General features: G+C 71.6%; 11 protein-coding genes. 4 read left to right on the forward strand and 7 right to left on the reverse strand.

Annotated elements, in window-relative coordinates:
• The first annotated feature begins 62 nt into the window (after positions 1 to 62).
• Positions 63 to 704, forward strand: coding sequence for a histidine phosphatase family protein (locus tag EV187_RS06070; RefSeq protein WP_130352042.1), 642 nt, complete (start codon positions 63 to 65; stop codon positions 702 to 704).
• A gap of 49 nt (positions 705 to 753) precedes the next feature.
• Here the strand turns inward: EV187_RS06070 and EV187_RS06075 are convergent, their stop codons facing one another.
• A complete protein-coding gene (locus EV187_RS06075; RefSeq protein ID WP_130352043.1) occupies positions 754 to 1989 on the reverse strand; it encodes a glycoside hydrolase family 6 protein in 1236 nt (411 codons plus the stop codon).
• A 158-nt stretch (positions 1990 to 2147) separates the two neighbouring features.
• Positions 2148 to 2996 carry an alpha/beta fold hydrolase gene (locus EV187_RS06080; RefSeq protein WP_130352044.1) on the reverse strand — a complete coding sequence of 283 codons (849 nt, stop codon included), beginning with the start codon at positions 2994 to 2996 and terminating at the stop codon, positions 2148 to 2150.
• A 260-nt stretch (positions 2997 to 3256) separates the two neighbouring features.
• Here EV187_RS06080 and EV187_RS06085 point away from each other — a divergent pair, with 260 nt between their 5' ends.
• Entirely contained in the window at positions 3257 to 7135 is a 3879-nt protein-coding gene (locus tag EV187_RS06085; protein ID WP_242609455.1) for an NPCBM/NEW2 domain-containing protein, read from the forward strand.
• Between the two features lie 66 nt (positions 7136 to 7201).
• Here the strand turns inward: EV187_RS06085 and EV187_RS06090 are convergent, their stop codons facing one another.
• The 4 genes from EV187_RS06090 to EV187_RS06105 all read right to left on the reverse strand — a co-directional run bounded on the left by EV187_RS06090 (position 7202) and on the right by EV187_RS06105 (position 11099).
• Complete coding sequence (locus EV187_RS06090; protein WP_130352045.1) at positions 7202 to 8047, reverse strand: transglutaminase family protein; 846 nt, start codon at positions 8045 to 8047, stop codon at positions 7202 to 7204.
• The gene (locus tag EV187_RS06095; protein ID WP_130352046.1) at positions 8044 to 8973 is read right to left on the reverse strand and encodes an alpha-E domain-containing protein; all 930 of its coding nucleotides are present in this window, start codon (positions 8971 to 8973) and stop codon (positions 8044 to 8046) included. Before EV187_RS06095 ends, EV187_RS06090 begins: the two co-directional genes overlap by 4 nt.
• The gene (locus EV187_RS06100) at positions 8967 to 10688 is read right to left on the reverse strand and encodes a circularly permuted type 2 ATP-grasp protein (protein WP_130352047.1); all 1722 of its coding nucleotides are present in this window, start codon (positions 10686 to 10688) and stop codon (positions 8967 to 8969) included. The genes EV187_RS06095 and EV187_RS06100 overlap by 7 nt, the downstream gene beginning before the upstream one ends.
• A gap of 129 nt (positions 10689 to 10817) precedes the next feature.
• A complete protein-coding gene (locus tag EV187_RS06105; RefSeq protein WP_130352048.1) occupies positions 10818 to 11099 on the reverse strand; it encodes a hypothetical protein in 282 nt (93 codons plus the stop codon).
• A gap of 259 nt (positions 11100 to 11358) precedes the next feature.
• Between EV187_RS06105 and EV187_RS06110 the strand changes: the two genes are divergently transcribed.
• Complete coding sequence (locus tag EV187_RS06110; RefSeq protein WP_130352049.1) at positions 11359 to 11781, forward strand: MarR family winged helix-turn-helix transcriptional regulator; 423 nt, start codon at positions 11359 to 11361, stop codon at positions 11779 to 11781.
• 5 nt (positions 11782 to 11786) lie between these two features.
• Positions 11787 to 13355: an MFS transporter gene (locus tag EV187_RS06115; RefSeq protein WP_130352050.1), complete on the forward strand. Its 1569-nt coding sequence runs from the start codon at positions 11787 to 11789 to the stop codon at positions 13353 to 13355.
• A 19-nt stretch (positions 13356 to 13374) separates the two neighbouring features.
• Here EV187_RS06115 and EV187_RS06120 read toward each other — a convergent pair whose 3' ends face one another.
• The gene (locus EV187_RS06120; RefSeq protein WP_130352051.1) at positions 13375 to 14382 is read right to left on the reverse strand and encodes a LacI family DNA-binding transcriptional regulator; all 1008 of its coding nucleotides are present in this window, start codon (positions 14380 to 14382) and stop codon (positions 13375 to 13377) included.
• Positions 14383 to 14569: the final 187 nt, after the last annotated feature.

The raw sequence follows: 14569 nt of genomic DNA on the forward strand, positions 1-14569 counted from the left end.
CCGCTCGGGGCGCGCCGGGAGGCCGACCGCCTACGATCGGATCAGGGATCGGGGGTGCTCGGATGACGACGTTCTTCCTCGCGCGACACGGCGAGACGGTCTGGCACGCGGAGCATCGATACGCCGGCAACTCGGATGTCGGCCTCACGCGGCGGGGTCTCGGGCAGGCTGCCGCGTTGGGAGCATGGGCGGCCGATGCGCGCCTCGACGCGATCATCGCCTCGCCGCTCAGCCGCGCGCGCCGGTCGGCCGCACCCGCCGTCGAGACGACCGGCCTGGATCTCCGGATCGACGAGCGTCTCGTCGAGATCGACTTCGGCGCCGCCGAGGGGCTCACGCCCGAGGAGATCGCCGAGCGGTTCCCCGACGAATGGACGGCGTTCACCCGCGCGCCGGCCAGCAATCCCCTCCCGGCCGGGGAGCGCGGACGCGACGGCATCGCGCGCGCCCTCCCGGCGCTCGACGACCTGGTCGCCGAGTTCCCCGAGGGCCGGGTGCTCATCGTCGGGCACGCCACGCTCATCCGGCTGCTCTTCTCGGAGCTGGCGGGCATGGATCCCGACGGCTACCGCGACCTGCTGCCGGTGCTCGGCAACTGCAACCTGACGACGATCGTCTACCCGTGGGCGACGGAATCGCAGGCCATGCACCACCCTCGCATCCGCCTGCTCGGGTTCGACGTGCCGCCGTGGCGGGCGACCTGACCGCCGTGGCGGGCGGCCCGACCTCGGTTGGCGGGCCGCCCGACCTCTGCTACGGAGTGACCGCCGGCACGGCGTTGTCGATCAGCTCGTCGGCCATCTCGACGAACCACTGGCCCGCGGCCGGGTCGACCATGCCGCGCTCGGGATCCTCGGGGCCGTCCGTGCCGCGCAGGCACTCGCCGTCGGACTCGCCGGGCACCTTCACCCAGAGGTAGGCGTCGATGAGCTCGTCGCCCGTGTCGGTGGTCGGACGCAGCCCGAGCCCGCGGTCGGGCGGGTTGCACCACACCTGCGGGTCGGGGTACACCGTGGTCGGCGTCCACGGGCCCACCCCGTTGCGGCTCGTGTCGACCACGAAGTGCGCCTGCGTCGCGGGATCCCGGGTGACGCCCGTGTCGGCGTAGGCCTGGTCGTAGGCGGCATCCGTGAGTCCCCAGGTCGAGAAGTCGGCCGGGTTCGCCGGGTAGTACTGGCTCGCACACCATTCCGGCTGCCACCATGAGGCGACCGACAGGTTGATGCAGTCGGAGATCCAGGTGCCGAACTTCTGCTGGCGCTCGGTGGTCTCGTAGTTGGAGACGTTGAGGAAGAATCCGTCGGCCCGCTCGACGCCGGCCTTGATGAGCCGATCGCTGATGTCCCCGACGCCGAGCCACGCGGAGTGCGTGCCGTCGAGGTAGACGGCGGTGTTCGGCAGCGCGGCGAAGGCGTCCACGGCATGGTTCAGCATGGCGAAGCGCTCGGACGCCGCGGTCGCCGCGTCGGCCTCGGCCGGCTGGCACCACTCGAGCTGCCCGTTGATCGTCGTGTACCAGGGGATGATGCCGAGGCCGTCTGGCTCGAGGATGACGACCGCGTCCTTGTTGCCGATGCCCTTCGCGAACCCGTCGATCCAGGCCGTGTACTCTGCGGCGGACGTCGCTCCGCCTGCGGAGTACTGCGCGCAGTCGCGGAACGGCAGGTTGTAGGCGACGAGCACGGGCACCTCGTCGGCGGCGTGCGCACCGGACACGGCGCGCTTCACGTCGCGCTTCGCCTCGTTCGGGGTGCCGCCGTTGATCCAGGTGGCACTCGGGAACGAGCCGAGCAGCAGCGCATCGGCGCGGGCGTCGCCGCTGAGCGCGGTAGCCGCCTCCAGCGTGGTGCTCGAGGGGTTGGTCCACAGTTCGGCGTCGGGCGAGAGCACGTCGTTCGCGGCCTGTGCGGGCGTCGCGGCCAGCATGGACAGTGCGAGGGCGGCCGCGGCGGCGAGTGCCGTCCGTCTCGCGAGGGATGGAAGCTGCATCGGTTCCTCCGGTGGTCGGCGTCGACCGTGGTCGACGGCGGTGTCGAGGTGAGAGCGCTCTCACGAGCGATCCGAGTACCAGACTCGCCCTCCGGCGCGGCCGTGTCAAGGGGTCGGGCGGCGGCATCCGCGTGCGATCGGATGCCGCGTGCGCAGCATCAGTCGGTGGCGAACCGCTCGTCGAGCCAGCGGATCAGGTCGGCGCGCACCTCGTCGCGATTGATCTCGTTGAACACCTCGTGCCGGGCGCCCTCGTAGACGATGAGCGTCGCGTCGACGAGGCGCGCGCGTCGGATGTAGTCCTTGAGCAGCGCCCTGGCGCTCCGCTCGCCGGCCACCGGGTCGTCGGAGCCGACGAGGATGAGCAGCGGCAGCTCGGCCGGGATGCGCTTCGACGGCCGGGTCATGAGCGAGAACGACTGCGGCCAGCCGAACAGCTGCTGCAGCGTGCGGTCGGTCGTGTGCGGGTCAGCCACCCAGGCCTCGGCCACGGCGGGATCGCGGCTGAGCCATTCGACCGCGGTACCGCCGGGGCGCGCGAACCGCTTGTTGAGATCGCCGATGTTCGTGTATCCGAGCTGCAGCCACGCCGTGCCCGAGAGTACGACGGCGTCGTAGCGGTCGGGATGCCGGTTGACGATGTGCTGCGTCATGAACGACCCCCACGAGTGGCCGAGGATGACGAGCGGAACGTCGTCGCCCTCCGTCTCGCGGATGACCTCGCCGAATCGCTTGACACCGGCGATGGCCGCGCGCATGCCGCCGGGCCCGGGCCGCCCCAGCCGGTCGAGGTCGCCGCCGTGCTGCTCGACGCCCGTGCGGCCATGACCGCGGTGGTCGTCGGCCCAGACGGAGTAGCCCGCCTCGTTCAGTGCGGCGACGAGCTCGGCGTAGCGACCCAGGTGCTCGCCGATCCCGTGCGCGAGCTGCACCACCGCCGTCGGCTCGGGCACGCGCCACGCCTCGTAGTGGATGCGGATCCCGTGCGCGTCGGTGAACGTGGGCATGCCGCCATTGTGGCAGCACGGAGCGGCCGAGCGAGCACGGAACGTCCTCCGGCTCGCGGGCGGCCGGAGGCGGGTGCGCTCGCCGATCGGCGGCACGCCGGAGGGCGTGGGGACGCTCGACGGGCGACACGCCGACTCCACGCGAAAACGTCATCGAAATCCGCCGGATCTCTTGACCGGAGTGAAACAGAGCTGATCTTATATGAGCGTTCCTGCGCCCTTCAAATCACTATCAATCATTCTGGTGAAAGCGAGCAACGATGATCCTCCACCGAACACCACGCCACGGAAGGCGCCGCAGAACGGCGCTGGCCGGCGTCTGCGCGCTCGTCGCCGCGGGCCTCCTCGCGACCGCGGGCGTCTCCCCCGCCCTGGCCGCGACGCGGATGACGACGGATGCCGAGACGAGCGCGACCGCGAACGCCGCCGCTGCGGCATCCGGAACCGCCTCGACCTCCGCGGCGACGCCGGCGACCACCCCGATCGCGCCCAAGGCCGTCACTCCCGAGGTTCCCGTCGACCCGGCGGGCGCGCCCCTGGGCGCCGTCTCGGCGGTCGAGCAGGACGGCTCGAGCGTCACCCTCACGGCCGAGCAGGGCGCCATCCGGGTGAGCTTCCTCGATGCGCGCACGTTCCGCCTCGAGGCCGACCCCAGCGGCAGCTTCACCGACCCGGCGAACACCCCGCAGGGCGACCCGGCGCGCACCGCCGACATCGTGGTCGGCGACGAGAGCTTCGACGGCGCCGACGTGACGGTGGCCGACGGCGACCCGATCACCATCGCCACCGCCGACGTGACCGTGACGATCGATCGCGCGACCGGGCGGTCCTCCGCGACGCGCGCCGACGGCTCCGTCATCTGGTCGGAGTCGGCGCCCATCACCTTCGGCACCTCCTCGGCCACCCAGCACCTCGCAGCGGTCGACGGCGAGCAGTTCATCGGCGGCGGCATGCAGAACGGCCGGTCGGTGCACACGGGCGCGACGATCAACATCGCGCGCAACTTCGACTGGGACGACGACGGCTACCCCAACGCGGTGCCGTACTACATGTCGTCCAACGGCTACGGAGTGCTCCGCAACACATTCGCCCGCGGCAGCTACGACTTCGCAGGGCACACGACCACACATGAGGAGCGCCGCTTCGACGCGTACTACTTCGTGGGCGACTACAAGGCGTCGCTCGAGTCGTACACGCAGCTCACGGGCCGGCCGATGATGCCGCCCGTCTACGCCCTCGAGTACGGCGACGCCGACTGCTACAACCGCTCGAACCCGGGCTACAGCTCGTCGGGCTACGGCGACCCGCAGAACACGAAGCAGCGCACCCCGCAGGCCCTGAACATCGCGAAGCAGTTCGTCGAGCACGACATGCCGGCCGGCTGGATGCTCGTGAACGACGGCTACGGATGCGAGTACCAGCAGCTGCCCGAGACGGTGTCCTCGATCGAGGACCAGACCGACCTCAAGGTCGGCCTCTGGACGCAGCGCTCGCTCACGAACCAGGAGTTCGAGGTCGGCGAGGCCGGCGTGCGCCTGCGCAAGCTCGACGTCGCGTGGGTCGGCTCCGGCTACCGCCAGGCGCTCACCGGCTGCGAGGCCGCGCACGGCGGCATCGAGCAGTACTCCGACGCGCGCGGCACGTCGCTCATGGTGGAGGGCTGGGCGGGCTCCCAGCGGTGCGGCATGCAGTGGACCGGCGACCACACCGGCAACCTCGACGCGGTGCGCTGGCAGGTGCCGGCGCTCACGGGTGCGGGCAACTCGGGCCTCGCGTTCACGACGGGCGACGTCGACGGCATCTTCGGCGGATCGGCCGAGAGCTACGTGCGCGACCTGCAGTGGAAGGCGTTCGCACCGGCGCTCTACTCGATGAGCGGCTGGGCCCCGACCGACAAGCGGCCGTGGATGTACGGCGACGAGGCGACCGCCATCAACCGGGACTACCTGCAGCTCCGGCAGCGGCTGATGCCCTACATCTACACGCTCGCCCACGAGTCGCACCGCACCGGCGTGCCCATGATGCGCTCGATCGCGCTCGAGTACCCGACCGACCCCGGCGCCTACAGCGTCGAAGCGAACAACGAGTTCCTGCTCGGCGACGACTTCCTCGTCGCGCCGGTGTTCACCGACTCCGACGTGCGGAACGGCATCTACCTGCCCGCGGGCGACCAGTGGGTCGACTACTGGACCGGTGCGCTGCACGAGGGCGGCACGGTGCTCGACGGGCACCCGGCGCCGCTCGACCGGCTGCCGATCTTCGTGCGAGCCGGTGCGGTGATCCCCGAGGGCGTCGTGGCGCGCAACGCGTCGCTCGTGCCCGAGGACGCGCCCATCACGCTGGTGACCTACCCGCAGGGCGAGTCGACGTTCGACCTCTACGAGGACGACGAGGTGACCCGCGCCCACGCCGATGGCGAGTCGAGCACGCAGCGCTTCACGGTCGACGCACCGAAGGCCGGCAAGACCGGCACGGTGAGGATCGACCTCGGCGAGCGCGAGGGCGCGTACGACGGCAAGGTCGACGCCCGCCCGTACCGCGTCGAGGCGCACACCGGCTCGGAGCCCGACGTCGTGAAGCTCGGCAGCAGGACCCTCCCGCGGGTCGACGACGCCGCAGCGCTCGACGACGGCCCCGGCTGGACGTACGAGGCCGACCGGGCCGGGGGCGTCGTGCTGATCGCCACGGGCGCGATCGAGTCGGGGGACTCCGCGCGGCTCACGCTCACCGCCACGAGCGGCGTGGGCGGTCAGGAGGCGGATGCCGCCGCGGCATCCGTCGCCGTCGAACTCGCCGACCGGGTGTTCCAGGGGGAGCAGACCACCGTGACGGCGACGTTCCGCAACACGGGCACGAAGGCGAAGGACGACGTGGTGCTCACGCCGACGGCGCCCGAGGGCTGGACGCTGGTCTCGTCGACGGGCGACCGGGCCGGCACCGTCAAGAAGGATGGCGAGGCCACGGCCGAGTTCACCTTCGAGGTGACGGATGCCGCGGCAGCCGACCTGCAGACGGTCACCGTCACGGCGGCCTACACCTCGCAGCAGCAGCCGCGCACGGTGTCGGGCGCCAACCAGCTCTACGTCGCGTACGGGTCGCTGGCCGGTGCCTACAACGCCGTGTCCATCACCGACCTCGCGACCGCGAGGGCCGGCAACTTCGACGGCGGCGGCGCCTCGTTCTCGGCCGCGGCGCTCGCGACCGCGGGCGTGACGCCGGGCAGCACGGTCACGGTGGGCACGGGAGACGCGGCCATCGCGTACACCTGGCCCGAACCGGTGGGCACGCCGAACTCGGTGGCGCCCGCCGGCCAGACCATCGCGGTGAGCGGACAGGGCACGCACCTCGCGATCCTCGCGTCCGCGGCATCCGGCGGCGGAGTGAACCCCGAGCTCACGCTCACCTACACCGACGGCACGGTCTCGAAGCAGAACGTGTTCTTCCCGAACTGGCTGCCGCAGGCATCCGGACTCGGGGGTGCGACGGTCGCGGTGAAGTCACTCGGGCGCAACAGCGCGACCAACCCGAACGTGTACGAGTACCCGACGTACGGCTACCAGGTGTACTCCAACCTCGTACGCCTGAACCCGTCGAAGGAGCTCGCGTCGATCGTGCTGCCCAACGAGAGCCGCCTGAAGATCTTCGACTGGCAGGTCGTCGACCAGCCGCTGCCGCCGGCACCGACCGCGTCGGCGTGGGCGTCGGAGCTGAGCTGGCTCAGCGCGACGAACGGCTGGGGGGTGATCGGCAGGAACGTGGCGAACAAGGACGCCGCCAACTCGCCCGACCTGCCGCTGAAGATCAACTACACCGACCCCGCCACCGGGCAGTCGCCGGTGTACGCGAAGGGGCTCGGCGTGCACGCCCAGTCGAAGATCACGTACTACGTGGGCGGCGCGTGCTCGGCGTTCACGGCGCAGGTCGGCCTCGAGGCCGGCTTCGGCGGCAACGTGATCTTCAAGGTCGACGCCGACGGGGCCAACCGCTACCAGTCCCGCACGTTCACGCCGGGGTTCGCGCCCGAGTCGGTGGACGTCGACCTGACCGGGGTGCAGTACGTCGACCTGATCGTCGAGGCGCCCGGCAGCATCAACGGCGCCCACGGCGTCTGGGGCGATGCGAGGTTCACCTGCGACTGAGCGGATGAGGCGACACCGGAGCCCGCGTGCATGCCACGCGGGCTCCGACCCGTGTCGGGGGAGTGCTCACGCGACGCGCGTGATCTCCACGGTCACGAACAGCGCCGACGAGCTGGGGCCCGCGTAGACGCCGCGCAGCGGCGGCACGTCGCTGTAGTCGCGGCCGCGGCCCACGAGCACGTGCAGCTCGCCGACCTCGGCGAGGTTGGTGGGGTCGTAGCCCCGCCACTCCCCCGCGTACCACTCGACCCACGCGTGCGACTCGCCGATGACCGTCCGGCCGATCGCCGCGCCGGCGTCGGGGTGCAGGTAGCCCGAGACGTAGCGTGCCGGGATGCCGACCGAGCGCAGCGCGCCCAGCGCCACGTGCGCGATGTCCTGGCAGACCCCCTTGCGCTCGGCCCACGCCTCCGCGGCGGTGGAGTGCACGCCCGTGACGCCGCGCATGTACTCCATCGACGAGCCCACCGCACGGCAGATCTCGAGGGCGGTCTCGCTCACGGGCGCGCCCTCCGCCGCGATCTCGCCGGCCAGCGCGGCGACCTCGGGCGGCGGCGTGGTCGCCGCCGACAGCGTGGAGGCCTCGACGAGGGTCACCGTGCCCAGCGCGGCCTCGGCCAGTTCGGCCCAGTCGAGCTCGGTGCGCGGCACGGGCCCCGGACGCACCTCGACGAGGCTCGTCGCCGTCACCGAGAGCTCGCGGTGCGGCGTGAGCACCTCGAAGGTCGACACGCGCGTGCCCCAGTAGTCGAGGTACGAGTGCTGCGTCGCGCCCGGGCGGATGTCGAGGCCGGCCTGCAGCACGAACTGCTCGCCGCCCGAATGCGGCAGCATGCGCGCCTCGTTGTACGACGCGGTGGCCGGCTGCTCGTAGGTGAAGCCCGTGCGGTGCACGATCCGGATGCGGCTCACGAGACCTCCCCGATCCAGACCGGCGCCACGCTGGCGGGGAAGTACCGCTGGCGGATCGCCTCGCTCGCCGAGGACGTGACCCCCTGCACGTGCTCCATGTGCCCCGAGAGGTCGACGAGGATGTCGGCGATCGGGCGGTACTCGAGCTCGGAGCGGATCTGGCCGAGCAGCCGGCGGGCCTGGTCGGTCACGCCGACGCGGCCGGCTCGCGGGTCGATCTCGCGCAGCGACTCCTCGGCCCGGATGACGCTCGAGATGATCGAGCGCGGGAACAGCCGGTCCAGCAGCAGGAACTCGGCCGCCGACTGGCTGGACGGCACGCCGCGGTAGCTGCGCAGGTAGGCCTCGTAGCCGCCGCAGCTGCGCAGGATCGTGGTCCAGCTCGGGCCGCTCGCCTCGGTGAGCGATCGCGTGGCGAGCAGGCGCGCGGTCATGTCGGCACGCTCGATCGCGCGTCCGAGCGAGAAGAAGTGCCACGCCTCGTCGCGGCTCGTCGCCGAGTCCACGACGCCGATCGCGAGGGCGGAGCGATCGCGCACCCAGCGAAAGAACTCGTGCGTCTTGTCGGAGGCGACGCGCCGCGGCATCCGTGCGTTCGTCTGGTTGAGCGCCTCCCACAGCTCGGTTGAGACGATCTCCCGGGCGCGGCGGGCGTTCTCGCGCGCCGACGCGATCGAGTGCGCGATCGACGCGGGATGCGTGCGGTCGACGGCGAGCAGCGCGATCACGTCGTCGCGGCCGAGGGCCACGTCGTCGTTCGCCTCGCTGCCCATGACCGACAGCAGCGAGCGGCAGGCGGTGTCCTCGTCGATCCACGGGTCCTCCAGCAGCAGCTGCAGGTGCACGTCGAGGATCCGCGCGGTGCCGTCGCTGCGCTCGATGTAGCGGCCGATCCAGAACAGCGACTCGGCGATGCGGCTCAGCATGGGGCGCCTCCCCCATCGTCGAGCGGATGCCGCGGCGTCCGCTGCTGCTGCTGTTGCTGTTGCTGCTGGCGCGCCGGCGCATCCTCGTCCTGCGGCGACGCATCCGGTCGGTGGCTGCGGTGCGGTGCGGCCTGCTCGGCTTCGACGACCGGCGTGGACGCGGTCGCGGGGGCGCTGGCCTGGTCGGCGACGACCGCGCCGACACGGGCGCGGGCAGCCGGGGCGATGCCGGGGATCGGCCCGGTGATCGTGCCGCCGTCGAGCACCCACGTGTCCTTCGATCCGCCGCCCTGGCTGGAGTTCACCACGAGCTGGCCCTCGGGAAGCGCGACCCGCGTGAGCCCGCCCGGCAGCACCCACACGTCGTTCCCGTCGTTCACCGCGAACGGCCGGAGGTCGGCATGGCGCGGGCGCATGCCGTCCTCGACGAGTGTCGGGATCGTCGACAACTGCACCACCGGCTGCGCGATCCAGCCGCGCGGGTCGGCGAGCAGGCGGAGGCGGAGCTCGGCGAGCTCGGTGCGCGAGGCATCCGGCCCGACGACCAGGCCCTTGCCGCCCGAGCCGTCGACGGGCTTGACCACCAGCTCGTCGAGCCGGTCGAGCACCTCGGCGAGCGCGGCGGGCTCCTCGAGTCGCCACGTGTCGACGTTGGGAAGGATCGGCTCCTCGCCGAGGAAGTACCGGATGAGGTCGGGCACGTAGGTGTAGACGAGCTTGTCGTCGGCGACGCCGTTGCCGACCGCGTTCGCGATCGTCACGTGACCGAGTCGCGCGGCGAGCATCAGCCCGGGGGCGCCGAGCACCGAGTCCGGCCGGAACTGCTGCGGATCGAGGAACTCGTCGTCGACGCGACGGTAGATCACGTCGACGCGAGTGGGACCGGCGGTCGTGCGCATCCACACGCGGCCGCCGGAGCAGAACAGGTCGCGGCCCTCGACGAGCTCGACGCCCATGAGTCGCGCGAGCAGGGTGTGCTCGTAGTACGCGGAGTTGTAGACGCCCGGCGTCAGCACGACGACCGTCGGATCGTCGACGCCCTCGGGCGCGCTCGCACGCAGCGCCTGGAGCAGGCGGTTCGGGTAGTCGCCGACCGGCCGCACCCGCATCGACGTGAACAGCTCGGGCAGGGTCTGCGCCATGACCCGGCGGTTGGAGATGACGTAGCTCACGCCGCTCGGCACGCGCACGTTGTCCTCGAGCACCCGCCAGGCGCCGAGCTCGTCGCGGATCACGTCGATGCCGGAGACGTGCACGCGCACGCCGTTCGCACCCACGATGCCGGCGGCCTGCCGGTGGTAGTGGGTCGAGGAGCTGATCAGCGCCGCTGGGATCACCCCGTCGCGGATCGCGTGCTGCGGGCCGTAGACGTCGGCGAGGAACCGCTCGAGCGCGCGCACCCGCTGCGCGACGCCCGCCTCGACGATGCTCCAGTCGGAGGCCGCGATGACGCGCGGCACGGCGTCGAGCGGGAACGGTCGCTCCTCGCCCGCGAAGTCGAAGGTGACGCCCTGTGCGAGGTACGAGCTCGCCAGTGCGTCGGTGCGGCCGCGGAGCTCGTCCTGCGACATCCGCGCGAGCGCCGGGTAGAGCTCGCGGTACGGCTCGCGCACGGTGCCGGGCTCGGCGGGGAACATCTCGTCCCACGGGCGGGCGGCGCGCTTCCGCTTCCGCCCCGACCGCGTCGTGGCGTACCCGTCGAAGAGCGTTCCCATGTCGGAAGGCTTCCAGTAGTCGGTTACCGGGATGTTTCCGACACGCGACGCGCGGCGCATCCGTGGCACGGAGAAGCCCCCAGGCTCGGGCCATCCCGAGGGCTGGGGGCTTCGTTCCACTCGCTGCGGCTAGCAGGAGTTCGGCGCGCCCTGGCTGTTGGGCGGGTTCACGGTGCACTCGTCCTCGAGATCCTGGGGCTCCGGACTCGTGTTCGTCGTGTTGCCCTTCGTCTCCACCGTCGAGGTGGAGCCGACGCCGGCCTGGTTCTTCCCGGGACCTTCGAACGTCGCGCACGTCACCGTGCCCCGGTCCTTGGTACAGCCGTCTGGGAGCGGCGCTGCCGCGGCCCCCATGGCCGAGGCGCCGACCAGCAGCCCCGTCAGCGCGAAGGTTGCGAGGAGTTTCCGCATGGTTCCCCCTTGGAACGCCGGGCATGCCGATGCCCGGAACGTGAGGAGCGTCGGGTGGCACTCCCCTCCGCGCAGTCGCACCGGCGAGCGCAGATTCTCGGGTTGCACGTCCCGCGACTACGAGGAATCCTCAGGTTATGGCGGGCAACCGCGCGCGACAAGTCCCCCAATGAAGGGGGCACGCGCCGGGAGGCGCCGGACGGCCGGTCGCGGGGAACCGAGTGTCCTTAGCAAGGCTAATGAGCTAGGCTAACTATCCATGGCCACCATCGCAGAACAGAGCGCTGAGCTCCGCATGGCGACGTTCCGGCTGTCCCGGCGGCTCCGCGCGCAGAAGGCCGACCAGGGCCTCTCCGACGCCCAGTTCGCGGTGCTCGGCGTGCTCTACCGGCACGACGCGCTGACGCTCACCGAGCTGGCCGAACAGGAGCGCGTGTCCGCCCCGTCGATGAACCGCACCGTCAACTGCCTCGAGGAGTCGGGCTACATCGAGCGCGTCGCCGACGACCTCGACCGCCGCAAGGCGAACATCACCCTCACCGCTTCGGGCCGCGACGTCGTGAAGGCCACGATCTCCCAGCGCGACGCCTGGCTCACCACGCGCCTCCGCGAGCTGTCCAAGGACGACCGCGCCGCGCTGGCCCGAGCCGCCGAGCTGATGGGAGGGCTCGCGACCCAGTGAGTGCGATGTTCCGCTCCCTCGCCAGCCGCGACTATCGCATCTGGTTCATCGGCGCCCTCGTCTCCAACATCGGAGCGTGGATGCAGGCCACCGCCCAGAACTGGGTGGTGCTCACCGAGCTCACCGACACCGACGCCCTCGCCGTCGGCATCACCATGGCGCTGCAGTTCGCGCCGCAGCTCCTCCTCGTGCCGATCACGGGCCTCATCGCCGACCGGTTCGAACGCCGCAGGATCCTCATGGTCACGCAGAGCTGCCTCATGGTGCTCGGCCTCGCGCTCGGGCTGCTGCTCATCCTCGGCCACGCCGAGCTCTGGCACCTCTACGGCTTCGCGCTGGCCCTCGGCCTCGTGAACGCGGTCGACACGCCCGCGCGCCAGACGTTCGTCGCCGACCTCGTGTCGGGGTCGAACATGTCGAACGCGGTCGCGCTCAACTCGGCGTCCTTCAACGCCGCACGCATGATCGGCCCGGCCGTCGCGGGATTCCTCATCGCGCTCGTCGGTTCGGGCTGGGTCTTCGTCATCAACGCGTTCACCTTCGTGGCCGTGCTCGTCGCGCTCGCGATGCTGCGCGGCATGACGGTGCACCGGATGCCGCGGGCGACCGGCTCCGGCAGCCAGTTCGTGGCGGGCTTCCGCTACGTCGCGCGGCGTCCCGACCTCGTGATCGTGTTCGTGATCGTCTTCCTCATCGGCGCGTTCGGCATGAACTTCCCGATCTTCTCCTCGACCATGGCGGTCGAGTTCGGGCGCGGCGCCGGCGAGTACGGCGTGCTCAACTCGATCCTCGCGATCGGCTCGCTCACCGGCGCGCTCCTCGCGGCGCGACGCGAGCGGGCGCGCATGCGGGTCATCATCCTCGCCTCGGCCTTCTTCGGCGTCGCCGTGCTCATCGCCGCATTCATGCCGACGTACTGGGCCTTCGCGGCCTCGACCATCCTCATCGGATTCGGCGCGGTGTCGATCCTCACCACCGCGAACGGGTACGTGCAGACCACGACCGATCCCGAGCTGCGCGGCCGCGTGATGGCGCTCTACATGGCGATCCTCGTCGGCGGCACGCCCATCGGCGCCCCGATCGTCGGCGCCGTCGCCGACACGTGGGGTCCTCGCTGGGCGCTCGGCGTGGCCGCGGTCGCGGCGGGTGCGGCCGCGCTCATCGGCCTCGGCTGGCTCGTCTTCGCGCGGGGAATGCACCTCGCGCGGCATCCGCGGGCCCGCTGGCGGCCCGTCGTGCGATTCGCGGACGCCCCGACGGCCGCGATCGCGGTCATCCCCACGCGACCCGTGCGGGTGGTGCGCGACCAGGGCTCCCCGCCCCGCGAGCTCCGGGACCACGGGGAGCTCGTGCCGTCGGTGCCGAACGCACGGCTCGTGCCGGCCGACTTCTCCGAGGAGGTCGCGCTCACCTCGCCGATCCCGGTGCCACGGTCGCACCCACGCGACCGCGCGGCGCCGCATCCCGACGTCGCCGCACCGCACCGCGACGTGGCCGCATCGCGGCCCGCGTCGGCGCACCCCCGCACGCACGCACGCGGCACGCCGCCGGCGCCGGAGCGGACGACGCGCTGACCGCGTGCGAGCGGTGCCGTCAGCCCCCGGTCGAGGCGCGCACGACCAGCTCGGGCTGGAACACCACCTGCTGCCGCTCGAACTCCTCACCGCGCTCGGCCTCCTTCAGGAGCAGGTCGACCGCGGTGTAGCCGATGAGCGACGCCGGCTGGCGGATCGACGAGAGCGGCACCACCGCGGCCGAGGCGAAGTCGATGTCGTCGTAGCCGATGAGTGCGACCTCGTCGGGGACGCGCACCGAGCCCTGCATCATCAGCGCCTGCAGCACGCCCATGGCGAGCAGGTCGTTCGCCGCGAACACCGCATCCGGGCGTTCGGCGGGCCGGCGCTCCCGGATCGCCTCGCCCGCCGCGCGACCCTGCAGCACGGTCAGCGAATCGGTCTCGATGACCTCGAGGGTCATCCCCGGCGTCGCCGCGACCGCGCGACGCGCGCCCTCCAGCCGGTCGGCGACCTGGCGGATGCTCGACGGACCGCCGACGAACGCGATACGGCGACGCCCGGTCTCGGCGAGGTGGCGCACGGCGAGCTCGCCGCCGACGACGTCGTCGACGGCCACCGACGAGTAGCTGCGGTCGGCGGCCTCGCGGTCGACGAGCACCACCGGCGTGCCGCGTGCGCGGAGCCGGGCCAGGCGCGGCAGGTCGTCGGCGAGCGGTGAGATGAGCACGCCGTGCACCCGCTGCTCCTCGAACAGGTCGAGGTACGAGCCCTCGCGGTCGGCGTTCTCGTCGCTGTTGCCGAGCAGGATGGTCATGCCGTCCTCCGCCGCGCGATCCTCCGCGCCGCGGGCGACATCCGTGAAGAACGGGTTGCGCACGTCGAGCACGACGAGCCCGATGGATCGGCTCCGGCCGGCGCGCAGCTGCCGCGCCGCGTCGTTGCGCACGAAGCCGAGCTCCGCGATCGCGGCGATCACCCGCTCCACCGTGGCGGGGGCGACCTTGTCGGGACGGTTCAGCACGTTCGAGACCGTGCCCACCGACACGGATGCCGCGGCCGCGACGTCCCGCACGCTCACTGCCATCGGATCCCCTCGTCGATCGCCGCCCGCACATGCCGATGAGACGCAACCCGGCTCGTTCACACAGTATTGCGCATCGTGCGCCCAAAATGAATCGAATCAATAACGAGATCGGACAGAGGTTGACGCCAGCGGCCGATAGCCCTAGCATCGGGTTACTGAAACGATTCATTCCTCAACGCGGAGGTGC

The organism is Agromyces ramosus (genome assembly GCF_004216665.1).
GTDB classification, from domain to species: Bacteria; Actinomycetota; Actinomycetes; order Actinomycetales; family Microbacteriaceae; genus Agromyces; species Agromyces ramosus.

Bases quoted from the DNA above. Each gene is read 5' to 3' on its own strand.
- EV187_RS06100 (WP_130352047.1), bottom strand. From the start codon at position 10,688: ATGGGAACGCTCTTCGACGGGTACGCCACGACGCGGTCGGGGCGGAAG.
- EV187_RS06120 (WP_130352051.1), bottom strand. From the start codon at position 14,382: ATGGCAGTGAGCGTGCGGGACGTCGCGGCCGCGGCATCCGTGTCGGTG.
- EV187_RS06095 (WP_130352046.1), bottom strand. From the start codon at position 8,973: ATGCTGAGCCGCATCGCCGAGTCGCTGTTCTGGATCGGCCGCTACATC.
- EV187_RS06075 (WP_130352043.1), bottom strand. From the start codon at position 1,989: ATGCAGCTTCCATCCCTCGCGAGACGGACGGCACTCGCCGCCGCGGCC.
- EV187_RS06070 (WP_130352042.1), top strand. From the start codon at position 63: ATGACGACGTTCTTCCTCGCGCGACACGGCGAGACGGTCTGGCACGCG.
- EV187_RS06105 (WP_130352048.1), bottom strand. From the start codon at position 11,099: ATGCGGAAACTCCTCGCAACCTTCGCGCTGACGGGGCTGCTGGTCGGC.
- EV187_RS06085 (WP_242609455.1), top strand. From the start codon at position 3,257: ATGATCCTCCACCGAACACCACGCCACGGAAGGCGCCGCAGAACGGCG.
- EV187_RS06080 (WP_130352044.1), bottom strand. From the start codon at position 2,996: ATGCCCACGTTCACCGACGCGCACGGGATCCGCATCCACTACGAGGCG.
- EV187_RS06115 (WP_130352050.1), top strand. From the start codon at position 11,787: ATGTTCCGCTCCCTCGCCAGCCGCGACTATCGCATCTGGTTCATCGGC.
- EV187_RS06110 (WP_130352049.1), top strand. From the start codon at position 11,359: ATGGCCACCATCGCAGAACAGAGCGCTGAGCTCCGCATGGCGACGTTC.